General features: G+C 67.9%; 25 protein-coding genes and 1 tRNA gene. 11 read left to right on the forward strand and 15 right to left on the reverse strand.

The window, feature by feature from the left end; translation table 11 throughout:
- Positions 1 to 32: 32 nt before the first annotated feature.
- The gene (locus IEW87_RS09945) at positions 33 to 1,274 is read left to right on the forward strand and encodes a beta-ketoacyl-[acyl-carrier-protein] synthase family protein (RefSeq protein WP_188712070.1); all 1,242 of its coding nucleotides are present in this window, start codon (positions 33 to 35) and stop codon (positions 1,272 to 1,274) included.
- A gap of 116 nt (positions 1,275 to 1,390) precedes the next feature.
- On the opposite strand, the gene IEW87_RS09950 is transcribed toward IEW87_RS09945, so the two are convergent.
- The 3 genes from IEW87_RS09950 to IEW87_RS09960 all read right to left on the reverse strand — a co-directional run bounded on the left by IEW87_RS09950 (position 1,391) and on the right by IEW87_RS09960 (position 3,119).
- Positions 1,391 to 1,888, reverse strand: a complete 498-nt coding sequence (locus IEW87_RS09950) for a DUF3145 family protein (RefSeq protein WP_188712071.1) — start codon at positions 1,886 to 1,888, stop codon at positions 1,391 to 1,393.
- A gap of 132 nt (positions 1,889 to 2,020) precedes the next feature.
- Positions 2,021 to 2,098: transfer RNA gene (locus tag IEW87_RS09955), tRNA-Ile, on the reverse strand.
- 13 nt (positions 2,099 to 2,111) lie between these two features.
- Positions 2,112 to 3,119 carry a DMT family transporter gene (locus IEW87_RS09960; RefSeq protein ID WP_229731081.1) on the reverse strand — a complete coding sequence of 336 codons (1,008 nt, stop codon included), beginning with the start codon at positions 3,117 to 3,119 and terminating at the stop codon, positions 2,112 to 2,114.
- A gap of 71 nt (positions 3,120 to 3,190) precedes the next feature.
- On the opposite strand from IEW87_RS09960, the gene def reads away from it, so the two are divergent.
- Both def and IEW87_RS09970 read left to right on the forward strand, forming a co-directional pair.
- Positions 3,191 to 3,757, forward strand: a complete 567-nt coding sequence (def, locus tag IEW87_RS09965) for a peptide deformylase (protein WP_188712072.1) — start codon at positions 3,191 to 3,193, stop codon at positions 3,755 to 3,757.
- A gap of 67 nt (positions 3,758 to 3,824) precedes the next feature.
- Positions 3,825 to 4,364 carry a septum formation family protein gene (locus tag IEW87_RS09970; protein WP_188712073.1) on the forward strand — a complete coding sequence of 180 codons (540 nt, stop codon included), beginning with the start codon at positions 3,825 to 3,827 and terminating at the stop codon, positions 4,362 to 4,364.
- Between the two features lie 24 nt (positions 4,365 to 4,388).
- On the opposite strand, the gene IEW87_RS09975 is transcribed toward IEW87_RS09970, so the two are convergent.
- Positions 4,389 to 5,276, reverse strand: coding sequence for a LysR family transcriptional regulator (locus tag IEW87_RS09975; protein ID WP_188712074.1), 888 nt, complete (start codon positions 5,274 to 5,276; stop codon positions 4,389 to 4,391).
- 127 nt (positions 5,277 to 5,403) lie between these two features.
- Here IEW87_RS09975 and IEW87_RS09980 point away from each other — a divergent pair, with 127 nt between their 5' ends.
- From IEW87_RS09980 to IEW87_RS09995, 4 genes are all read left to right on the forward strand, one after another.
- Positions 5,404 to 6,435: an amidohydrolase family protein gene (locus IEW87_RS09980; protein WP_188712075.1), complete on the forward strand. Its 1,032-nt coding sequence runs from the start codon at positions 5,404 to 5,406 to the stop codon at positions 6,433 to 6,435.
- Positions 6,436 to 6,447: 12 nt separating this feature from the next.
- Positions 6,448 to 7,140, forward strand: a complete 693-nt coding sequence (gene ligK, locus IEW87_RS09985) for a 4-carboxy-4-hydroxy-2-oxoadipate aldolase/oxaloacetate decarboxylase (RefSeq protein ID WP_188712076.1) — start codon at positions 6,448 to 6,450, stop codon at positions 7,138 to 7,140.
- Complete coding sequence (locus tag IEW87_RS09990; RefSeq protein ID WP_188712077.1) at positions 7,137 to 8,084, forward strand: amidohydrolase family protein; 948 nt, start codon at positions 7,137 to 7,139, stop codon at positions 8,082 to 8,084. The genes ligK and IEW87_RS09990 overlap by 4 nt, the downstream gene beginning before the upstream one ends.
- A 67-nt stretch (positions 8,085 to 8,151) precedes the next feature.
- Positions 8,152 to 8,832, forward strand: coding sequence for a substrate-binding domain-containing protein (locus IEW87_RS09995; protein WP_188712078.1), 681 nt, complete (start codon positions 8,152 to 8,154; stop codon positions 8,830 to 8,832).
- Between the two features lie 15 nt (positions 8,833 to 8,847).
- On the opposite strand, the gene IEW87_RS10000 is transcribed toward IEW87_RS09995, so the two are convergent.
- Complete coding sequence (locus IEW87_RS10000) at positions 8,848 to 9,843, reverse strand: VOC family protein (protein WP_188712079.1); 996 nt, start codon at positions 9,841 to 9,843, stop codon at positions 8,848 to 8,850.
- Positions 9,844 to 9,999: 156 nt separating this feature from the next.
- On the opposite strand from IEW87_RS10000, the gene IEW87_RS10005 reads away from it, so the two are divergent.
- On the forward strand, positions 10,000 to 10,641 hold the full coding sequence (locus IEW87_RS10005; RefSeq protein ID WP_188712080.1) for a GntR family transcriptional regulator: 642 nt from the start codon (positions 10,000 to 10,002) through the stop codon (positions 10,639 to 10,641).
- Positions 10,642 to 10,665: 24 nt separating this feature from the next.
- Here IEW87_RS10005 and IEW87_RS10010 read toward each other — a convergent pair whose 3' ends face one another.
- Together IEW87_RS10010 and IEW87_RS10015 are read right to left on the reverse strand one after the other, a co-directional pair.
- The gene (locus tag IEW87_RS10010; RefSeq protein ID WP_188712081.1) at positions 10,666 to 11,097 is read right to left on the reverse strand and encodes a MarR family winged helix-turn-helix transcriptional regulator; all 432 of its coding nucleotides are present in this window, start codon (positions 11,095 to 11,097) and stop codon (positions 10,666 to 10,668) included.
- Positions 11,098 to 11,120: 23 nt separating this feature from the next.
- Entirely contained in the window at positions 11,121 to 13,028 is a 1,908-nt protein-coding gene (locus IEW87_RS10015; protein ID WP_188712082.1) for an FAD-dependent monooxygenase, read from the reverse strand.
- Between the two features lie 93 nt (positions 13,029 to 13,121).
- On the opposite strand from IEW87_RS10015, the gene IEW87_RS10020 reads away from it, so the two are divergent.
- A complete protein-coding gene (locus tag IEW87_RS10020) occupies positions 13,122 to 13,871 on the forward strand; it encodes an IclR family transcriptional regulator (RefSeq protein ID WP_188712083.1) in 750 nt (249 codons plus the stop codon).
- A gap of 95 nt (positions 13,872 to 13,966) precedes the next feature.
- Positions 13,967 to 15,154, forward strand: a complete 1,188-nt coding sequence (locus tag IEW87_RS10025; RefSeq protein WP_188712084.1) for a 4-hydroxybenzoate 3-monooxygenase — start codon at positions 13,967 to 13,969, stop codon at positions 15,152 to 15,154.
- Between the two features lie 19 nt (positions 15,155 to 15,173).
- Here the strand turns inward: IEW87_RS10025 and IEW87_RS10030 are convergent, their stop codons facing one another.
- Positions 15,174 to 15,521: a hypothetical protein gene (locus IEW87_RS10030; RefSeq protein WP_188712085.1), complete on the reverse strand. Its 348-nt coding sequence runs from the start codon at positions 15,519 to 15,521 to the stop codon at positions 15,174 to 15,176.
- Between the two features lie 141 nt (positions 15,522 to 15,662).
- A complete protein-coding gene (locus IEW87_RS10035; RefSeq protein ID WP_188712086.1) occupies positions 15,663 to 15,863 on the reverse strand; it encodes a hypothetical protein in 201 nt (66 codons plus the stop codon).
- Between the two features lie 185 nt (positions 15,864 to 16,048).
- Here IEW87_RS10035 and IEW87_RS10040 point away from each other — a divergent pair, with 185 nt between their 5' ends.
- Positions 16,049 to 16,930 (forward strand): SDR family oxidoreductase, encoded by an 882-nt coding sequence (locus tag IEW87_RS10040; RefSeq protein ID WP_188712087.1) that lies wholly within the window; start codon positions 16,049 to 16,051, stop codon positions 16,928 to 16,930.
- 18 nt (positions 16,931 to 16,948) lie between these two features.
- Here the strand turns inward: IEW87_RS10040 and IEW87_RS10045 are convergent, their stop codons facing one another.
- From IEW87_RS10045 to IEW87_RS10070, 6 genes are all read right to left on the reverse strand, one after another.
- Positions 16,949 to 17,260, reverse strand: coding sequence for a DUF7882 family protein (locus tag IEW87_RS10045; RefSeq protein ID WP_188712088.1), 312 nt, complete (start codon positions 17,258 to 17,260; stop codon positions 16,949 to 16,951).
- 43 nt (positions 17,261 to 17,303) lie between these two features.
- Positions 17,304 to 17,636, reverse strand: coding sequence for a DUF7882 family protein (locus IEW87_RS10050; RefSeq protein ID WP_188712089.1), 333 nt, complete (start codon positions 17,634 to 17,636; stop codon positions 17,304 to 17,306).
- Positions 17,637 to 17,796: 160 nt separating this feature from the next.
- A complete protein-coding gene (locus IEW87_RS10055) occupies positions 17,797 to 18,288 on the reverse strand; it encodes a DUF6098 family protein (RefSeq protein ID WP_229731082.1) in 492 nt (163 codons plus the stop codon).
- Positions 18,289 to 18,370: 82 nt separating this feature from the next.
- Positions 18,371 to 18,850 (reverse strand): YciE/YciF ferroxidase family protein, encoded by a 480-nt coding sequence (locus IEW87_RS10060; protein WP_188712090.1) that lies wholly within the window; start codon positions 18,848 to 18,850, stop codon positions 18,371 to 18,373.
- A 91-nt stretch (positions 18,851 to 18,941) separates the two neighbouring features.
- A complete protein-coding gene (locus tag IEW87_RS10065) occupies positions 18,942 to 19,913 on the reverse strand; it encodes a cation diffusion facilitator family transporter (RefSeq protein ID WP_188712091.1) in 972 nt (323 codons plus the stop codon).
- Complete coding sequence (locus tag IEW87_RS10070) at positions 19,910 to 20,377, reverse strand: transporter substrate-binding domain-containing protein (protein WP_188712092.1); 468 nt, start codon at positions 20,375 to 20,377, stop codon at positions 19,910 to 19,912. Before IEW87_RS10070 ends, IEW87_RS10065 begins: the two co-directional genes overlap by 4 nt.
- Positions 20,378 to 20,529: the final 152 nt, after the last annotated feature.

Genomic DNA, 20,529 nt, shown 5'->3' on the forward strand with positions numbered 1-20,529 from the left:
TCGTTCCCACCCCCGGAGCAAGGAAACCCCGCATGACCAAGCGAATCGTCGTCACCGGTCTCGGCGCCACGTCCGCCCTCGGCGGCACGGTCGCCGAGAACTGGAAGAACCTCAACGCCGGTGTCTCTGGCACCCGCCGGCTCGAGCATGACTGGGTCGAGGAGTACAACCTCCCCGTGTCGATCGCGGCCGAGGCGACCGTCCGGCCGGACACCGTGCTCGACCGCCCGACCACGAAGCGCCTCGACATCTCCACGCAGTTCGGCCTCGTCGCCGCCATGGAAGCCTGGCTCGACGCCGGCGAGCCCGAGGTCGACCCGGAGCGTCTCGGCGTCGACTTCGCGACCGGCATCGGTGGTGTGTGGACGCTGCTCAACGCCTGGGACACCCTGCGCGAGAAGGGCCCGCGCCGCGTGATGCCGATGACGGTGCCGATGCTGATGCCCAACTCGGCCGCCGGCTTCCTCTCACTTCACTTCGGTGCGCGCGCGTTCGCCCGCACCGTCGCCTCGGCGTGTGCATCGAGCGTCGAATCGCTCGACAGCGCCTACGAGCACCTCATGTCGGGCGACGCCGACGTCGTCATCGCGGGCGGCGCCGAGTCGGCGATCCATCCCATCACGGTCGCGTCCTTCGCCTCGATGCAGGCTCTCTCGCGTCGCAACGACGAGCCCGAGACGGCTTCGCGCCCCTGGGACGCGGATCGTGACGGGTTCGTCATGGGCGAGGGTGCCGCAGTGCTCGTGCTCGAGACCGAGGAGCACGCGCTCGCGCGTGGAGCCCGGATCTACGCGGAGCTCGCCGGCACGGGCGTCACGGCTGACTCCCACCACATCACGGCGAATGATCCGACCGGGCAGGGCGCCGCGCGCGCCGTTCGCGCCGCGCTCGACGCCGCGGGGCGCTCCCCCGACGAGGTGACGCACATCAACGCCCACGCGACGTCGACGCCCGTCGGCGATCCTGCCGAGTTCGCCGCCCTCGAGACGGTCTTCGGAGATCGCGTCCGCGAGATCCCCGCAAGTGCGACGAAGTCGTCGACCGGTCACCTGCTGGGTGGTACCGGCGCGATTGAGTCCGTCTTCGCCGTCAAGGCGATCCAGGACCGCATTGCCCCTCCGACCATCAACCTCTTCGAGCAGGACCCGGAGATCGGCTTCCGTGCTTCACGTGAGACGCAGCCGCTCGGCGACGGTCCTCACCTCGCGATCAGCAACTCATTCGGGTTCGGCGGACACAACGCCGTCGCGGCATTCGCCACGTACGACAGCTGATGGACACATGAACGTGGGCCCCGGAGTACTCTCCTGGGCCCACGTTGGTTTTGCGTGACCGTCGCATGATTCGCGCGGTCGAGGCACGCTGCCGCACACTGCGGGCGGCGCGGAGGTCAACCGACCTTGTGCAACCAGACGACCGGTGCGTCGTCGCCCGCGGTACGGAAGACCTCAAGCTCGTCATCCCATGCCGTGCCGAGCGCGATGTCCAGCTCGCGACGCATCTCGAGCGGGTCGAGGTTCTCCATCGCCGCCCGGATCCGCTCCTCCGGAACAGCGATGCTGCCGGCGGCGTCCATCTGCGAGTAGTGCACGCCCAGATCCGGCGTGTGCATCCAGCGTCCGCCGAGCGAACGCGCGGTCGGTTCCTCCGTCACCTCGAAGCGCAGATGCTCCCAGCCGCGGATGGCGGTCGCGATGGCCGCGCCCGTGCCCGCCGGGGCATCCCAGACGAATTCGGCACGGCGCGCGCCCGTGAGTGCGGGCTGATCGTGCCAGCGGAAGTTGACGGCGCGCCCGATCGAGCGGCCGACCGCCCACTCGAGGTGCGGGCATAACGCCTTTGGCGCCGAGTGGATGAAGACCACTCCGCGCGCACGTGGTGTCGCCATGATCTCTCCGTTTCGTCAGGTGCGGCTTCCCCTCCGTACCTGAACGGCGATCGTCATCGGCGATCTCTGTATTCGTCTGTGCTCACATTCTCACCCATGCGGCCGCGAAAAACAACATCCGTGTGATTCGTGTGGTGGGGCCGGTGGGACTTGAACCCACGGATCGTCGAGTTATGAGCTCGCTGCCTTGACCATCTTGGCTACGGCCCCGCGAATATCGAGCCTACCGTTCGTCGTCGGCGTCCTCGGGTTTCGTGCTGCCGCGGCGGATCGGAAGCTCCTGGCTCTCGCTCACGACCTGCGGATGGCGTCGTGCCAGCACGACGACCCCGATGGCTGCCGCCGATCCCGCGAGCGTCCAGATGATCATCGTCCAGATCGGCGTCAGCGCCGCCTCTCCGAGCAGCCACGCGCCGATCACAACGGCGACGATCGGGTCGATGACCGTCAGCCCCGCGATCACGAGGTCGGGCGGGCCGGACGAGTAGGCCGTCTGAACGAAGTACGCGCCTGCGACACCAGCCGCAATGAGCGCGATCAGGCACGCGATGGTCACGAGATCGACGTCGCCCGCCTGGAAGCGCTTGATCACGACCTTCGCGAGGGTCGCGACGAAACCGTAGAGCACGCCCGCCGCCGTGATGTAGAACAGGGCGCCCGCGCGCTTGCGGAAGACGAGCCATGCCGCGCCGACGAAGATCAGCACGACCAGGAGGATCGCGAGGAGGACGAGGAGTCGCGTCGGCTCCAGCGGGCGTTCGACCGCGTAGAGAGCTGCGAACACGACGAAGAGGAAGATCCCACCCACACAGAGACCGATGGCCGACAGCGAGGCCTTCGTCGGCGTGTGGCCGGTGATCTGTGCGTTCAGGAGTGTCGTGATCACGAGCGAGATCGCGCCGAGCGGTTGCACGACGATGAGCGGCGCGATCGCGAGGGCAGAGAGTTGACAGAAGATCGCGGCCGCAAGGAGCAGTGTTCCCGCGACCCACGACGGCCGCCGCAGCAGGCTCGCGAGGTGGGTGCCCTTGAGGCCGCCCCGCCCGGTCGAGCCGGCCAGTCGTTCGACTTTGCGAACGCCGCGGCTCTGATACTGCGCGCCCAGCGACATGAAGACCGCGCCCGCAATCGCGAGCGGTATGCCGAGCAAGAGCCCCGGGTTATCGAACAGCCCGACGAAGTCGTCCGGCGTGATCTCTGCGCCGACGACTAAGCCCTCTCCCCACGTCACACACTCGAGACTAGTGGGCGAGCGCCCCGGCGTCGCCGCCGACACCCAGACATCCTCAGTAGCCTTTGAGGATGGCCGTATTGCCGATCCGTATCTGGGGAGACCCCGCCCTGCACGCACCCGCCGCGCCCGTCGGCAGCGTCACCGATGAGATCCGATCTCTCGTCGCCGACATGTACGACACGATGGACGCCGCGCCGGGCGTCGGTCTCGCGGCGCCGCAGGTCGGCGTCGCGTTGCGCGTCTTCACCTATGCCTACGAGGACGACGACGGTCGGCCGTGGCGCGGAGAGATCCTCAACCCCGAGCTCTGGATGGTCCCGCTCGTCCCCGGCGCCCCGGACGAGGACGACGAGTCCGAGGGCTGCCTGTCGTTTCCCGGCGAACGCTTCCCCCTGCGACGGTCCGAGCGCGCGGTCGTCACGGGCACGACTCTCGATGGGGCGGCCGTGCGCATCGACGTGGATGGCTGGCGAGCGCGGATCCTGCAGCACGAGTTCGACCACCTCGACGGCGTGATCTATGTCGATCGTCTCGCACCCGAGCACGCGAAGATCGCCCACAAGATCGCCAAGAAGCGTCGGTGGGGAGTGCCCGGCCACAGCTGGCTACCCGGGGTCGACGACGTCGACGCCTGACCGCTCCATTCGCCGTCACCGCGTAGCCTGGGGTGCACACGCACCCACTCAGCACAGGATGGCCGTCATGTCTCGCACCTCGTTCCGCACGCGTCTCGCGCTCGCTTCCGGATCCGCGCTTCTCCTGGCCGCGCTCGCAACCGGGTGCGGGGCGATCTCCTCGATGCTCGACGGATCGGGTAACGGTGGCCGCGGCGGCAGCGGCACGGACGGCGATACCGCGAGCGTCTTCGACCTCGCGGTGGGCGACTGCCTGAACGAGCCGGAGGCTTCGGACGGCGAGATCTATGACGTCGAGATCGTGCCCTGTGCAGACCTCCACGACTATGAGGTCTACCACGACTATGCGCTCGACCTCGGCGCCAGCTGGCCGGGCAAGGCCGACATCGAAGCCGACGCGCAGGCGACGTGCGCAGAGGAGTTCGAGACCTTCGTCGGCGTTCCCTTCAACGAGTCCGCGGCGCTCTGGTACAGCTACTACTCCCCCACCGAAACCTCGTGGGAGCAGGGCGACGACAAGATCCAGTGCCTCGTGTACGAGGCGTCCGACGACGAGGGCGCCTCGCTCGTCGAGGTCGAAGGGACGCTCGAGGGCTCGAAGCGCTGAGCCTCGAGAGGGCCGTCGTTGGCGTCAGCTGACAGCGTCGCGCACGACGGATCGGAACCAGCGCTGTGCGGGTGACAAGTTCGCCTCACGCCGCGTGTAGAGAGAGACCGGTGTGCTCTGTGCCGGCCACGGCACGTCGGAGATGCGCAGCCCCGTAAACCAGCCCGCGAACACCTCCGCCACGTGACGCGGCACGAGGACGACGAGATCCGTCGCCTGGAGCACCGCCGGCACGGTCGAGTACTCCTCGACTGTCAGCGATACCTGCGACATCAGCCCGTGCTCGGTCAGTGCCTGGAGCGGGAAGACGTGCCCGCCGCGTGCCGACACGCGCACGAACCGCCGTCCGTCGAACATGTCCGGAGCGACCGCGGGCAACGGGTGCCGATCCGAGGTGAGCGCGACGTACTCGACGGCGCGCACATGGGTGCGCCACAGTCGGGGGCTGCCGATCATCGCCACCGCCATCGCGAGGTCAATCGATCCGCGCACGAGCGCGTCCTCGACTTCGTCCGCATCGAGTCGCTGGACGTGCAGGTGAGGGTGTGCCGCCTCGCGCGCGAGCTGCGCCACGATCGGCGGCAGAAACGTCTGCTCCCCCACCGAGGTCAGTCCGAGCGTGAGTTCGCCACTGAAGTCCGCGGGCTCGAACGCCTCGGGCGCACTCACGGTGGCGTCGATCTGCGCGAGCGCCTCGTGGAGCGGACCGAACAGCGCCGTCGCCTTCGCAGTGGGCACCATGTCGTGCCCCTCACGCCGAAAGAGCTCATCGCCGAATCGTTCGCGCAGGCGCCGCAGGGTGTAGCTGACGGTCGGCTGAGTGACGTGCAGTCGGTCGGCCGCCGCGGTGACGCTGCGCAGTTCGTACAGCACGACGAACGTCCGAAGCTGGTTGAGATCCGGGAGCGCCATCTATCGATTCCTTCTATGATCAACGCCTTGCACATCTATTGGACCACACTGGCGAGGCGTCCTAGGCTCGGATCACCGAAGACCGACGACGCCCGCAGGGCGAACCCAGTGACAAGGACGACACGCGTTGATCATCGACATTCACGGCCACTACACCACCGCACCGCCCCCGCTCGGCGCCTGGCGCGACCAGCAGATCGCCTTCACGCGCGGGGAGGCCGCCGCGCCGGACCCCGCCGCGTTGGCGATCAGCGACGACGAGATCCGCGAGTCCATCGAAGCGAACCAGCTGCGATTGATGAACGAGCGCGGCAGCGACGTCACCGTCTTCAGCCCGCGCGCCTCGTTCATGGCGCACCACATCGGCGACCTCGAGGTCAGCCGCACGTGGGCGCGGATCTGCAATGACCTCGTCGCGCGCGTGAGCGGCCTGTTCCCCGACCGTTTCCTCATGGGGGCGATGCTGCCGCAGTCGCCGGGCGAGGATCCGCGCACCACAGTCGACGAGCTCACCCGCGCCGTCGAGGAACTCGGCGCCGTGAGCGTGAACCTCAACCCGGATCCCTCCGGCGGCCGGTGGAGCGCCCCGCCGATCACGGACCGCTCGTGGTACCCGATCTACGAAAAGCTCGTCGAGTATGAGATCCCCGCGATGGTGCACGTGAGCACCACCTGTCTCCCAGACGTCATGCACACCACGGGCGATCACTACCTGGGCGCCGACACGACGGCGTTCATGCAGCTCATCAAGGGCGACCTCTTCCGCGACTTCCCCGAGCTGAAGATCATCATCCCGCACGGCGGCGGCGCCGTGCCGTACCACTGGGGGCGCTTCCGCGGCCTCGCGATGGCGCTCGGCCGTCCCGACCTCGAAGAGCACCTGCTCGACAACGTGTTCTTCGACACGTGCGTCTACCACCAGCCGGGGATCGACCTGCTGACCGACGTGGTCCCCGTCAGCAACGTCCTCTTCGCCAGCGAGATGATCGGCGCCGTCCGCGACATCGACCCGCGCACCGGTCACTCCTTCGATGACACGAAGCGCTACATCGATGCCACCCCGAACCTCACCGCCGAGGAGCGCCGGCAGGTCTTCGAAACGAACGCCCGCCGCATCGCGCCCCGCCTCGACCGTGCTCTCGCCGCTCGCGGCCTCTGAAAGGAACGATCCATGCGCCTCAACGACCTCGGCATCGTCCGCACGAACATCTCACGACCCCATCCCGACGACGTCGAACGGCTGTCGCAATTCGGTGTCGCGACCATCCACGAGGCGATGGGCCGGGTGGGCCTCATGCGCCCCTACATCCGTCCGGCGTACTCGGGGGCGGCGCTCTGCGGTCCGGCCGTGACGGTCCTCCTCCAGCCGGGCGACAACTGGATGATGCACGTCGCCGCCGAACAGGTGCAGTCGGGCGATGTGCTCGTCGCGGCCTGCACCACCGAGAGCGAGGACGGGTTCTTCGGTGATCTGCTCGCGACCTCGCTCCAGGCGCGCGGCTGCGCCGGCCTCGTGATCGACGGCGGCGTACGCGACGTCGCCGACCTGGAGCAGATGGACTTCCCCACGTTCTCTCGCGCGATCAACTCGAAGGGCACCGTCAAGGCGACGCTCGGATCCGTGAACATCCCCGTCGTCGCGGCGAACGCGCTCGTGACGCCGGGCGACGTCGTCGTCGCGGACGTCGATGGCGTGGTCGTCGTGCCGCGCGCGATCGTCGGCGCCGTCGCGGATGCGGCCCGTGACCGTGAGGCGAACGAAGCATCGAAGCGTCAGCAGTTCCGCGACGGCGTGCTCGGGCTCGATCTGTACGGGATGCGCGAGCCACTCGAGAAGGCCGGCCTCGAGTACGTGGAGGAATGACAGTGGCGCACGGCGACACGTCCGGCGGGTACGAAAAGACGCCGGGGTGGCTCGACTGGCTCGCGTCGCCGTCCAGCCCCTCGTACCGCCCGCCCGCGGGTGCGGTCGATGCGCACAGTCACGTGTTCGGGCCCGGCGAGGCGTTCCCCTTCGCGCCGGAACGCACGTACACCCCGTGCGACGCATCAGCGGACGAACTCTTCGCGCTCCGTGACCACCTCGGTTTCGAACGGAACGTCATCGTGCAGGCAACATGCCACGGCGCCGACAATCGTGCGCTCGTGGACGCCCTCGGCCGCAGCGGTGGACGGGCGCGCGGCGTCGCGACCGTGCGGTCCGATGTCACGGACGCCGAACTCGCGGCACTGCACGCGGCGGGCGTGCGCGGCGTGCGCTTCACCTTCCTCTCGCGGCTCGGATCCCCGGCACGCACCGAGGACGTCGACCGCATCATCCGGAGGATCCGACCGCTCGGCTGGCATATCGTCGTCTACCTCGAAGCTCGAGACCTGCCGGCGCTGACCGGTTACCTCGCAGGCCTCGACGTGCCGGTCATCATCGATCACATGGGCCGGCCCGACGTGTCGAAAGATCCGGACGGCGAGGAGTTCTCGGCGTTCTTGCGCTTTCTGAGCGACAATCCGCACGTCTGGACGAAGGTGTCCTGCCCCGAACGCCTCACCATCACCGGCCCGCCCGCACGCGATGGCGAGAGCGCGCCGTACGCCGACGTGATCCCGTTCGCGCGGCGCGTGGTCGAGGCGTTCAGTGACCGCGTGCTGTGGGGAACGGACTGGCCGCACCCGAACCTGATCTCCCACATGCCGGACGACGGCGCGCTGGTCGATCTCATCCCGCAGATCGCCCCCACCGCGACGTTGCGGCAACGGCTCCTCGTCGACAATCCGCGCCGGCTGTACTGGCCGGAGGAGGCGTCGTCATGACGAAACCGGAATTCGCACGCGCGGAAGGGGCCTGGCCGGTCGCCGCGCCGATCCACGGAGGCGCACGATGAAAGCTCTGACCTCGATGGCGACGCGCCATCTGCTCGAGGAGCTGCTCGCGGATCACGCGGTCGAGCTGACCGCGACCGGCGGCGTCGACGCCGAGCAGCGCGTCTCCGGCGGTGAGGCCGTCGACCTGGTCTTTCTCTCGTCGGCGGCTCTGACGCGTCTCTCGGCCAGCGGCGCGATCGATGCCGAGACGATCACGCCGCTGGTGCGCTCTGAGGTGGCGGTCGCAGTGCCGTCCGGATCCGACGAGCCGGCCGTGCGACCCGCTGGCGCGGCATTCTCCGATGCGCAGGGCGTGCGCGATGCGCTGCGGTCGGCGGCGTCCGTCGGCTACTCCACGGGCCCCAGCGGGAGTGCACTCGTGCGCATGGTCGAGCAGTGGGGTCTCGCAGACGAACTGGGAGATCGCCTGCGACAGGCTCCCCCGGGGATTCCGGTCGCGCGCCTCGTTGCCGCGGGCGAGGCGGATCTCGGGTTCCAGCAGCTCAGCGAGCTCGTCGGCGAACCGGGGGTGCAGATCCTCGGGGTTCTCCCGGGCGACTGCGCGATCGAGACGACCTTCTCCGGTGCCGTGACGACGACGGCGAAGGATCCGGCCGCAGCGCGCCGGATCCTCGCCGCGTTGGCCGCCGTCGACGCCGAACCGGCGAAGCGACGTCACGCCTTCCGTCCTGCGTAAGACGGATCGGGGTCGTCAGTGACGCCCCTCCATCGCGGCGCGGTCGATCTCTTCCTGGTTCTCGACGTACGGCGTGCCGTGGGTATGGAACGTCGGTACGGTCTTCATGCCCCAGGCCTGGCCCTTTGCACGCTCGGCCTCGGACCATTCCACGACCGGCCAGTCGGGGTCGAGCAACAGTCGTGCCTGCGCGTTCGCGAATTCGATCCGGTTGCCGCCCGGCTCCCACACGTAGAGGAAGAACGTCTGGTTGATCGCGTGCTTGTACGGTCCGTACTCGATGAAGATGTCGTTCTCGAGGCAGATGTCGGCGGCGCGCAGGATGTCTTCGCGAGAGTCCGGCGAGAACGCGAAGTGGTGGAAGCGGCCGCGCTCCCCCGTCCAGTCGCCGGAGTAGACCACGTCGTATGACTTCTGGTGGAATCGGAACCACCGCGCCGCGTAACCGCCCTCGTCGAGTCGCACGCGCTCCGACTCGCGCGACATCATCACGTCGCTCCAGAACTCACCCGCCGCCGTCACGTCAGAAGCGAGATAGTTGATGTGGTCGATTCGGCGCGCATTGATGCCGCTGCCCGGGAACGCCGATGCCTGGTTCTTCAGCGCCGGGCGGTCCGTGTCGTCCGGCACGTAGTGCTCGGTGTCGTAGTAGAGGGCCATCAGGTGGCCGTCGGGATCCTCGAACTCGTAGGAGCGCCCGACACCGACCTCGGGATCGCGCCACCCGTGGCCGAGCCCCGTCCGCTCGATGGCCGCGACACGTCGCGACAGCGCGTCTTCGGAGGTCGTGCGCAGGAGGGTGCGTCCGACCCCGTTCGTGTCAGAGGCCGTGAGCTTCAGCGAGTATCGCTGGTACTCGTCCCAGCAGCGGAGATAAGCCGAGTCGCCGATCCGCTCGACTTCTCTCATCGCGCAGATGTCACGGAAGAAATGGAGACTCTCTTCGAATCGCGGAGTGTAGAGCTCGATCGCCCCGAGGTGGGCGAGGTCGAAGTTCTCTTCAACGGCCATGGAAGGTCCTCTCTGACCTGGTGACGGGGTGAATGACGGCGAATCTCGGCCGCGCACTGGCCAATCTACGGTCCCGCCCGCTAGATTGTCAACAATCTTGGTGACCAATGACATGTGCGCACCGGGCGTCATGCGCCCGCGCGTGGGAGGGCTCCCGTGGCAGAGAACAACGACATCCGCCGCCGGCTGCGCGACGACATTCTGCGTGGCGACTATGCGCCGCGCCAGCGCCTGATCGAGGCCGACCTGGCGAAGCAGTATGGGGCGAGTCGCTTCGCCTTGCGCAACGCGCTGATCCAGCTCGAGGCCGAAGGCCTGGTCGAGCTGCAGCCGAACCGTGGGGCGCGCGTACGAGAGATCACGGTCCAGGAGGCCATCGAGATCACCGAGATCCGCCAGTCGATCGAGGCGCTGGTCGCGGCGCGGGCTGCCCAGCGGGCGACGCCCGAGCAGGTCGAGACCCTCCGCGGCATCGGTCGGGACATGCGCGCGGCCGTCGAGGGTAACGAGCTCATGGGGTACTCCGACCTGAACGTTACGCTCCACAGCTTGCTACGTGAGATCGCGCAACACGGTGCGGCCGAGCGGATGTTGTCGCAGCTCCACGGCCAGATGGTGCGGCATCAGTTCCGCCTGTTTCTCGTGCCGGGGCGTCCGAGCACGTCCCTGCCGGAGCACCTCGCGATCATCGACGCGGTCTGCGCGGGCGACGTCGAAGCGTCACGGTCGGCCATGGCGGCGCACGTCGGAAGCGTCATCGAGACGCTCGAGCAGTTCGCGCGGGTCGACGCTCGCTGACGGCGATCCGCCCTGTCAGCGCGGTCAGGTACGCTGCAGCATCCGCCACAGTCCCCGAAAGAGCATCTGCGCCTCGTCCTCCCCCAGCCCGGCCGTCAACTCACGCTGCACCTGGGCGACATGCGGCGCGAGCCGCTGGCGCTCCGTCGCGCCGGCCGGTGTCAGCGTGACGACGTTCCGCCGCGCGTCGCCGTCCGCGCGGTGGCGGACGATGAGGCCATCCCGCTCCAGGCGGCGCACCAGGCCCGCAACCGTGGAGCGATCGAGATCGACCTCGTCGCACAGCTCACGCTGACTCGCCTCCCCGCGCCGGTCGAGCACGACGAGCACGCTGTACTGCGCACTCGTGATCTCGCTCGACACGATGCGCGCCCAGGTCATCACGTGCAGCTGCTGCGCACGCCGGATGAGATTGCCGATGTGTCGCTGCGGCTCAGGCAGGCTGCTGGCGTCCATGTCGATCCCCGTCCCGCTGCCGATCACGCTTCTCGGAACACGCCCGAGAAGAAGTCAGTGAGCTCCTCCCGGGCGTCCAGGGGCAGCACGTGGGCGACATACTGATCCGGACGCACGACGACGAGCGCACCGGCGGAGGCGATGCCACGCCGCGCGAAGATGTCGTCGACCGGGTCGGTCGCCCACGCCTTCTCCCAGTCCTGCAGACCGAGCGGCCCCGACGTGGGCAGGAGGATCGACGGCAGCGCGGTCACGTCGATGTCGTGATGGGATCCACGGACGATGCCATGGACGTCGAACACGCTGTCGAGGTCGTCGCCAGCAGGGGTGAAGGCCCCCACAGGAGCGTCTGCCGCCTCGGTCAGCCAGGTCGCGAACTCGTTCAATCGCCCTCCCCCGGCGTCGCCGAACGCGTAGAGACGCCAACGGCCGTCGGCTCGGTGCGTATGCCCGATCTCCATCCGCCGGCCGTCCGCGATCCGCCGCACGGGTGCGGAGTGGAAGCGCGTTCCGATCTCAAAGCCCGTCGCCAGGTGCTGGTGCGTGGATCTGCCCGTGAGCCGTGACGGCTCGTACACCGTGCCGAAGCCCGCCGTATAGCGTCCCTGCCGCGCGAACTCGGCACGCATGTCCTCCGGAGACACGCCGCCGCGCTCGGGGTGATCTGGATCCAGCGCCGGCTGCGCGATGAACGCCGACCAGAATCGGTCGAACGCAATCAGGTCCGCGGCGATCGCACGGCGTTCCTCGGAGTAGGTCCGCAGCAGCGTGCCGTCGGACTGTCCGCGGAGGACCGCGGCGAGCTTCCATCCCAGGTTGAAGGCATCCTGCATCGAGACGTTCATGCCCTGGCCGGCCTTCGCGCTGTGCGTGTGGCAGGCATCGCCCGCGACGAACACTCGCGGCACGGCGTCCGCTGGAGCGTCGTCTTCCAGATCGTCGAAGCGATCGGCGAGACGCTGCCCGACCTCGTAGACGCTCGACCAGGCGACTTCCTTGATGTCGATGGAGAACGGGTGGAGGATCGCGCCCGCCACCTCGGCGATCTCCGCGGCGGTCTTCTTGCGGATCGCGCCGTCGCGCTCCGTCACCTCGCCGAGATCCACGTAGCAGCGCACCATGTTGCCGCCCTCGCGAGGGATCATCAGCAGGCTGCCCTTCCCTGCCGATTGGACCACGTTCTTCGTGCGCCAGTCGGGGAAGTCGGTCGTCGCGAGAACATCCATCACGCCCCACGCGTGATTCGCCGCGTCGCCCTTCAGTTCGATGCCGAGCGCGTCTCTGACCGCACTGCGCGCGCCGTCGCACCCGGCGACGTACTTCGCGCGGACAGTGAGCTCCTCACCCTCGTTCGTCCCGGCGGTGCGCCGCAGCGTGACCTGCACGGGGTACTCGCCGCCGACGATCTCGTAGTCGACGAACGCGATGCCGTAATCCGCCTCGAGTCGGCTCGGCGAGTTTGCCGCGTGCTCAAGAAGGAACTGCTGCATGCGCGCCTGGTTCACGATCACGTGAGGGAACTCACTGAGGCCCTCCGGGGTGTCCTCGACCCACCCGGTTCGCGTGATCCTGCTGCGATCGGACTCCGATGGACCCCAGAATCGCACCTCGTTCACCCAGTACGCCTCGCGGATGAGTGGCTGCGCGAGGTCGAACGCCTGAAACATCTCAACCGTGCGGCACGCCACGCCATCGGCGTGCCCGACTTTCAGTGGCTCCGCGCGCCGCTCGACGATCCGCGTGTGAATCTCGGGGAACTGGGCGAGCTGCGCGGCGAGCACCGTCCCCGCAGGCCCCGTACCGACGATGAGCACATCAACCGTGTCGGGGAGCTCGCCGGGTCGCGCGCTCGCCTCGCGTTCGAGCGTCTCGCGAGCAACGGGGCGGATGTCCGGGTCGCCCGACTGATAGCCATCGCGGTAGAACTGCATCGGATCTCCTTCGATCGTCTGCGGCGACTGAGCCGCATTAGTTGGGGGCCCAACGATTGTAGCGCGGCGGCCGCGCCATGGGAAGCTGACGGCATGGCGAACTCTCGGTCGGGCGACTCGATGACGACCCGCCTCGTCCGCGTTCTCGACACATTCAGCTCGGAGCGCACCGTTCAATCGATGACCGATATCGCGCGCCGTGCGGGGCTCCCGACCAGCACGACGCACCGCATCGTCGATGAGCTCGTTCGGGAGGGACTCCTTGAGCGCGATGACGGGCGCCGGATCCGGCTCGGCATGCGGCTGTGGGAGTTGGCGCTGCGCGGGTCCACGGCCCTGCGACTGCGTCAGGCCGCGCTCCCCCACATGGAGCGCGTCCAGACGGTCATTCGCGAGCACACCCAACTCGCGGTCCTCGAGCAGGGTGAAGCGCTCTTCCTGGAGCGGCTGTCTCATCCCGCGGCCGGCGCGAACATCACCCGCGTCGCCGGGCGGCTGCCGCTGCACGCGTCATCGTCAGGCCTCGTGCTCCTCGCCCACGCGGATCCCCTCGTACGCGAACGAGTGCTGTCCTCGCCGCTGAGTCCGGTGTCCGCGGAGACGCCCACCGATCCCGACGGGCTGCGGCGCCTGCTCGCTCGGATCCGCCGTGACGGCTACGTCGTCGCCCCCGGCACAGTCGAGAGCGTGTCCACGGGAGTCGCCGCCCCGATACGCGATCGGGGCGAGGTCGTCGCCGCCCTGTCGGCCGTCTTGCCCCGTGGCACCGATCCCGGTCGTGCCGTCGACGCGCTCGTGCGTGCCGCGACCGCCGTCGAGGCGGACCTCGTTCAATCCCGTTGAACGGGATTCGCTCGCCCCGTCGTAACCTCCCGGTGCACACTTTCCTTCAGGGCGACATCGCCCTCACCCATCAACGCCACGTCGAAGGAGACGACATGACCACCTCGCTCCGCACCCAGGTCGCCATCGTCGGCGCGGGCCCCGCCGGCCTCGTCCTCTCGCACCTCCTCGCCGAGGCGGGCATCGACTCGATCGTGCTCGACTCCCGCTCCCGCGCCCAGATCGAGACGACGATCCGCGCAGGGATCCTCGAGCAGGGGACGGTCGACCTGCTCGCGCGAATCGACCCCGACTCACGCGTGCACTCGGTCGGCGACCGGCACGACGGCATCGAGCTCGGATTCGACGGCGAACGCCATCGCATCGACTTCGCGGGGCTCACCGGCCGCGGCGTATGGCTCTACCCGCAGCATGAGGTACTCACGGACCTTCTCGCGCTGCGCCTCTCTCGGGGACAGGATCTGCGCTTCGAGGTGACGGCGAGCCGCGTCGACGACATCGACTCGAACCGGCCGCGCGTCATCGCCGCGGACCGCGACGGCGGCGAGCTCATCATCGAGGCCGATTTCGTCGTCGGCGCCGACGGCTCACACTCCGTCGTGCGCCACCAGGTCGCCGGGCGGTCGTCCGAGGGCTACTTCCGCGAGTACCCGTTCGCCTGGTTCGGGATCCTGTGCGAGGCTCCGCCGAGCTCGGAGGAGCTGATCTACAGCAACTCGGACAACGGCTTCGCACTCATCAGCCAGCGCTCGCCTGAAGTTCAGCGCATGTACTTCCAGTGCGATCCCGACGCCGACCCGAACGAGATGAGCGAGGCGGAGATCTGGGACACGCTTCAGGCGCGCGTACCGGGAACGACCCTGAACGAGGGGCGGATCTTCCAGCGCGACGTCCTGCGCTTCCGCAGCTTCGTCGCCCGCGAGCTGCGTCACGGCCGGGCCGCCCTCGTCGGCGACGCCGCGCACACCGTGCCACCGACCGGGGCAAAGGGCATGAACCTCGCGATCGCCGACGTCGTGCTCCTTTCCTCGGCACTCGAGTCGCTCCTCGTGCGCCGTGATGAGGGTCCGATCGACGCCTATGCCGAGCTCGCGATGCGCCGTATCTGGAAAGCACAGCACTTCTCGTGGTGGATGACGAGCATGCTGCACATTGCACCGGGCGCGAGCGATTTCGACCGCCGCCGCCAGGTCGGCGAGCTGCGCACCGTCGTCGAGTCGGAGGCGGGCCGTACCTACCTCGCGGAGGCCTACACCGGATGGCCGTTCGCGACGGGCGCCTGACCACCCGCGCCCTGGGCCCTCAGCGCGAGCTCTGCCACGTGATCCAGGCGCTCGCGATCGTACCGACGACCGCGACGAGTGCCATGCCGAGCATCGCTCCCGCCATGACTCGCAGGCGCGTCATGCGGCCAGCCACCGTGAACCGCGCGATCACGAGCACGGCGTAGAGCCCGAGCACCAGAGCGGCGCTCACGATCGCGACCGGCACGGCCGCGCCGCCGCGCGCGATGATCAGCGCGAGCATCGCCACGCCTGCGATCAGAAGCAGCCCGACCATCACCAGCCAGATCGTTCCTGACGACCTCCGGAGCGCGGGCTGGTTCGTGACCTTCGTCGGGTCGCGTCGAGGTCCGTGTCCGGTGTTCATCCGCCTACCGTGCTCCTCTCCCGGCGGGCTGCGGAAGGGGGTGGCGGCGCGCGCCGGGCCCTGCTAGCCCGCGCGGCGCTGTCGGCGGCCGCGATCACGCGCGGCACCGAGCCACGAGTCGTTTCGCGAGGTCGCCGCGTATCAGTCGACCTGTTCCCGCTGCGTCTCGATGAACTGCACCTCATCGTCACTCAGGCGCGCGCCCTCCTCCACCGTGCCGCCGGTGATCTCCCCGATCTCGACGCGGACCTCGGCGGGAATCACCGCGCCGGGATGCTCGCGGAGCGCGTGCTTCGCCTCGACCGACAGTCGCGGCCACCAGGTGTGGATCTCAGCTGACATCGTCTTCCTTCCATCAACGTCGCACCGTCTGCGACGTGGCGCACCAGTATGACGACGCCGTCCGAGGGCGTCAAGCGACGAGGAGCCCTTCGCCGCCGGATCCCGCGGCAGCGTCTCACGGGCATGGAAGGCGTCCGGATGTCAAGGCCCCTCCCACCACCCCGGATCGACCGTAGCCTGCCCGCATGAGCGCACATCTCTCCGATCCCAGGACCAAGTACCGCCCCGAGGCGTTTCCGGAAGACGACGGCACGCAGCCCGGCCGAATCGAGGAGACGACGCCTACGCCCGACCACGGCGAGGACTCCTATCGCGGCGCTGGACGCCTCACCGATCGGCGTGCCCTCGTCACCGGCGGCGACTCGGGTATCGGACGAGCGGTGGCGATCGCGTTCGCCCGCGAAGGTGCCGATGTGGCGATCGGCTATCTGCCGGAAGAGCAGGATGATGCCGAGATCACGGCCAGCCAGGTCGAGGCGGCTGGGCGACGCTGCGTGCTGCTCCCCGGCGACGTCAGCGACGAGAAGGTTGCTCGGAGCGCCGTTATCGACGCCCGTGAACAGCTCGGCGGGCTCGACCTTCTCGTCCTGAATGCGGCGTATCAGAAGCAACGCGATGACGACGCGGACATCCCCACCGACGAGTTCGACCGAGTGATGCGCACGAATCTCTATGCGCCGTTCTGGATGACGCGGGAGGCGCTCCCGCTCCTGCCCGCTGGCAGTTCCGTCATCGTCACCACGTCGATCCAGGGATTCTCGCCGTCGCCAGGTCTCCTCGACTACGCGATGACGAAGGCGGCACTCGTCGCCTTCGTTCAGGCCCTCGCCGAGCAGCAGGGCGCGAACGGGATCCGTGTCAACGGCGTTGCTCCCGGGCCGATCTGGACGCCCCTCATCCCGGCGACCGGCTGGCCCGACAAACTCCCGAAGTTCGGGCAAGACACGCCGCTCGGTCGCGCGGGGCAACCCGCCGAACTCGCGGGCGCGTACGTCTATCTTGCGTCCGAGGATGCGTCTTACGTCTCGGGGATCGTTCTCGGCGTCACCGGCGGAAAGCACCTCTGACGGGCGCGCCTGAAGGCGCTACTCGCGGGGCACGGGCTGTGACAAGTCCATGCGGATCCCACCCGTCGAATGCGACGACTGCGCCAGCTCCTCCAGCCACCGAGTGCTGAGCTCGGCGGGCTGCGCGTCGTCGAATTCGAAGGTGAGCGGAATCGCGGGATGCAGCCAGATCGTGCTCCGGCCCGGGCCCTCCCCGGCGGGATTGACCCACGAGAACGTGAAGCTCTCGCCGCGCCGGAGCTTCGTCGTCGCGACGAGCTTGAGGTGCGCGAGCGCGTCGTCGTCGATCTCGATTGCTCGCCCGGGACTTCCATAGATCAGCTGGCCCATGACGGGATCCTCTCGTTCCGTGCGGTGCCGACGATCGGCGCTCTTATTCCGACATCGCGCCGGCGGGCGGCGTCGATCCTTCTGCGGGCTCCGGCACGACGTGGAGCCCCAAAGACGAGTTTGCCGTATAAGCCAGTGCGTCGAGCCACGCGGGGTTCAGTTCGGGGCGCCGACTCCCTGAGAAACGATAGACGAGAGGAATCGACTCGTGGAGCCAGACGCTCGTGCGTCCGTCCCCCACGCTGGCCTCCTCACGCCACGTGAAGTAGAAGGCCTCGCCTCGTCTCAGCTTTGTCCCGATGACGACCTGTACGTGCGCGAGCGCGCGGTCTTCGATATCGACCTTCGTCGATCCGTCGTAGATGAATTTGCCCATGTGTACGCTCCACCGTCAGTTGTGGCGGTGCCGGGGGCTCCGCGTGCCGCGAGCTTCGCGGCACAGCTTCACCCTGTCAGTATTCTCCGACGGTCACAAGTCGATAACGGTGAGCCCGGCGAGACGTCCCTGACACGGATCGCGACGCGGCATCGGGTCGTCAGCTTTCGGCGTCTCCCTTGCCAGAAGCGGGAAGGGCACCGCGGTCGAAAACGGCCGCGTACACCTGATCAGCCTCGTTCAGAAGTTGCTCGGTCACATCGGCGATTGGGACGACGCCGGCCAACAGCGGCTCGCAATCGGGACCACGCGCCACCTCGTCGCCGGCCAGGACCCAGGCGAACTCGCCGCTGTCTCTGGCCTCCAGGTGCCGGTACTGCATGAGTTGGCGCGCGAGCCAGTGCTGCAGTGGGCGGGTCCACCAGCGCTCTGGCGAAAGCGGGTTCACAGACAGGCCGGGAAGGGGCAGTCCGCTCTCGCCGTCCTTACTCTGTTCACTTGCGTCGACATCGGGGCCCCGGCTGTAGCGCACGTAGAGCGGGCCGAGCGCGTTCAACAGTCGAGCGAGATCGTCGAGGGAGGAGCAGATGGCCATCGACGGCGCGGGCGTCATCAGGAGCGGTCTTCCGCGCGTCTTCTTCGGGTCCGTCATGTCATCTCTGCTTTCATGCGCCGATTCGGGCGACAACTTCCCGTCGTCCGCCCGCGAATACGGCTCGCGTGGTGCACACGTCTCAGTGCGCCCGCTTCCGGAGGCACACCGCAAGCTCGTTGCTTGTGTGGTGCTCTTGATCGAGATTGCTGTGCAGGAGGTACGCGACCTCTGGTTCCCCATCGGTGAGAGAGGCGAGCAACGCGGTGTAGACCGCGACCTCGTAATGTTCGCTGCCGAGCGCCGCGGTCAGCGCGGCTTCGTCTTGCCGCGTCGGCCCCGCCTGTGCCAGGAGCGTCTCGGCCTGTTGCACGATGCCCTTCGTCGCCGGCGACGGGGACGCCAGCATCGGCAACCCGAGTTCACCGAACACACGATGGAGATTCTCGATCTGCTGTTTCGTCTCCTCCTGGTGGTGGCGAAACAGCTCCCCGACCTCGGGCGAACGTGAGGCCTGCTCAAGCCGTTCGAGCGAGGCAAGAGAGTCGTCCTCCATCGTCAGCGCGTGCTGCAGCTGCAGGCGAACGAATTCCTCCGTCGCGGAGAGAACCGTGTCGGACATGTCACGCTCCTTTCGTCGGGAAGTTCACCGTAAATCGCGCGCCCGATGTGGTCGAGGGGGTTGTATCGGCGGTCGCGCGTGGGTAGGGCAGTCAGGCGTCATCTCCGCGAGCCTCGTCGGGCAGATCCGCGACGGGGGTGACAACGACATCCTGTGCCCGCCAGTCGAGCGCGACGATGTCCGAGCGCAGTTTCTCGAGTTCGTCGAGCTTCACTCTCCCTCGACGCGGCACGATGAAGACCTCGATGTGGAAGACATGGCCCATGTCCCGCATCCGCACTCCGCTGGCTCGCACCCAGCGGTGAAGCATCGTGCGCGTCAAGACGGCGTCGATCAGAGGCTCTGGCTTCGTCGAGTCGAACGTCCGCGCGCGCTGGTCCATCAGGTCGGATACCGCGGCGCGCACGTTCCGGACTCCGTCCATCACGATTCCGGCAGAGATGAAGAGGGCCGCCGCGCTGTCGAGCCACCAGAGCCCGATGCCGACCCCGAGCACGCCGACGATTGTCGCCAGGCTCGTCGTCCAGTCGGCTTTCGCCATGTCCGCGTCAGCGTGGAGCGCCTTGTCATGGAGCACGGGGGCGAGTCGTGCCTTCTGTCGCCCGTGGATCAGGGGCCCGATAGCCACGACGACCATGACGGCGATCATGAGCCAGCCAAGCCAGATCGTTTGCCCGAACAGGCGAACGGATCCGATCGACGGGTGCTCGACCATGATCAGGCTCGAAGCGGAATCGACGGCGAGGATCGCACCGACAGTGAACAGTGCGACTCCTGAAACGAGGTGCCCGACCGCCATCGCACGATGCCTGCCGTACGGGAAGCGCCCCGACGGTGGTCGTCGCACGAATCGCAACGCGATGAGGAATGCAAGCTGCGATACGAGCGTCAGCATGTCCTCGATCCATGCCGCCTTCATCGCCTGAGAGCCGCCGACCACGAAAGCGACGAGAACGATCCCGACGCCCGTGTAAGCGATGGTGAACCACTCCCAAAAGACGGCCTTGCGCAGTGCTTCCGATTGCTCTCGTGGAAGCTCGGTTCGCCCGAGTCGGTGTGTCATCGCGTCACCTCATCAAGGTACTCCTCGAGTGACACGAGGAGAGCGTTCTCGCCCATCGGCACCAGCATGGAGATCGGGTCGCTTCCGTTCGGCGCCAAGGACGGATAGCTGCGCGTGATCCCGGCGCGGCTCGACCACGGAGAGGCATCGGTTATCCCGCCGATGACGAGGTCGACCTCGTCGCGCTCCAGAGCGGCCACGAGCCGCTCCTCGCTGTCGACCGACCACGTCACGTCGACGCCGAGGGACGCGGCGTAGTCGCGCACGGTCTCGGGAAGAATGCCGCGTGGTTCTGAGCCGGACGTGTCCACGAGCGGCGCCGCCGGGGACGCCCCGACGCGCAGGACGCCCGTGTCTCGGATCTGTTCCAGAGTCCCGTCGGGATCTGCAGGGATGGATGCGCAGGCTGTGAGCGCGGTGAACGACATGACCAGCGCCACGATGGCGGTTGTCTTTCGCAACATGCTTCGAGAATCAAACGTCTCTCGTTCAAGGACAAGTCCCTTGACGTTCAACTGCGTTTCGCTACGGTCCGTGTCGATGTGTCGGAGCGATCGGCTGATGCCAGCTCTGGGAGGAACGGCTCATACCAGCTTCCTCACCCATTGACCAGCGT

This window comes from Microbacterium faecale, assembly GCF_014640975.1.
In the GTDB taxonomy this organism is placed as follows: domain Bacteria; phylum Actinomycetota; class Actinomycetes; order Actinomycetales; family Microbacteriaceae; genus Microbacterium; species Microbacterium faecale.

Coding starts and splice junctions, on each gene's coding strand:
- IEW87_RS09945 (WP_188712070.1), top strand. CDS start 33: ATGACCAAGCGAATCGTCGTCACCGGTCTCGGCGCCACGTCCGCCCTC.
- IEW87_RS09950 (WP_188712071.1), bottom strand. CDS start 1,888: ATGGCGACACCACGTGCGCGCGGAGTGGTCTTCATCCACTCGGCGCCA.
- def (WP_188712072.1), top strand. CDS start 3,191: ATGGCCGTATTGCCGATCCGTATCTGGGGAGACCCCGCCCTGCACGCA.
- IEW87_RS09970 (WP_188712073.1), top strand. CDS start 3,825: ATGTCTCGCACCTCGTTCCGCACGCGTCTCGCGCTCGCTTCCGGATCC.
- IEW87_RS09975 (WP_188712074.1), bottom strand. CDS start 5,276: ATGGCGCTCCCGGATCTCAACCAGCTTCGGACGTTCGTCGTGCTGTAC.
- ligK (WP_188712076.1), top strand. CDS start 6,448: ATGCGCCTCAACGACCTCGGCATCGTCCGCACGAACATCTCACGACCC.
- IEW87_RS09990 (WP_188712077.1), top strand. CDS start 7,137: ATGACAGTGGCGCACGGCGACACGTCCGGCGGGTACGAAAAGACGCCG.
- IEW87_RS09995 (WP_188712078.1), top strand. CDS start 8,152: ATGAAAGCTCTGACCTCGATGGCGACGCGCCATCTGCTCGAGGAGCTG.
- IEW87_RS10000 (WP_188712079.1), bottom strand. CDS start 9,843: ATGGCCGTTGAAGAGAACTTCGACCTCGCCCACCTCGGGGCGATCGAG.
- IEW87_RS10010 (WP_188712081.1), bottom strand. CDS start 11,097: ATGGACGCCAGCAGCCTGCCTGAGCCGCAGCGACACATCGGCAATCTC.
- IEW87_RS10015 (WP_188712082.1), bottom strand. CDS start 13,028: ATGCAGTTCTACCGCGATGGCTATCAGTCGGGCGACCCGGACATCCGC.
- IEW87_RS10020 (WP_188712083.1), top strand. CDS start 13,122: ATGGCGAACTCTCGGTCGGGCGACTCGATGACGACCCGCCTCGTCCGC.
- IEW87_RS10025 (WP_188712084.1), top strand. CDS start 13,967: ATGACCACCTCGCTCCGCACCCAGGTCGCCATCGTCGGCGCGGGCCCC.
- IEW87_RS10030 (WP_188712085.1), bottom strand. CDS start 15,521: ATGAACACCGGACACGGACCTCGACGCGACCCGACGAAGGTCACGAAC.
- IEW87_RS10035 (WP_188712086.1), bottom strand. CDS start 15,863: ATGTCAGCTGAGATCCACACCTGGTGGCCGCGACTGTCGGTCGAGGCG.
- IEW87_RS10040 (WP_188712087.1), top strand. CDS start 16,049: ATGAGCGCACATCTCTCCGATCCCAGGACCAAGTACCGCCCCGAGGCG.
- IEW87_RS10045 (WP_188712088.1), bottom strand. CDS start 17,260: ATGGGCCAGCTGATCTATGGAAGTCCCGGGCGAGCAATCGAGATCGAC.
- IEW87_RS10050 (WP_188712089.1), bottom strand. CDS start 17,636: ATGGGCAAATTCATCTACGACGGATCGACGAAGGTCGATATCGAAGAC.
- IEW87_RS10055 (WP_229731082.1), bottom strand. CDS start 18,288: ATGACGGACCCGAAGAAGACGCGCGGAAGACCGCTCCTGATGACGCCC.
- IEW87_RS10060 (WP_188712090.1), bottom strand. CDS start 18,850: ATGTCCGACACGGTTCTCTCCGCGACGGAGGAATTCGTTCGCCTGCAG.
- IEW87_RS10065 (WP_188712091.1), bottom strand. CDS start 19,913: ATGACACACCGACTCGGGCGAACCGAGCTTCCACGAGAGCAATCGGAA.
- IEW87_RS10070 (WP_188712092.1), bottom strand. CDS start 20,377: ATGTTGCGAAAGACAACCGCCATCGTGGCGCTGGTCATGTCGTTCACC.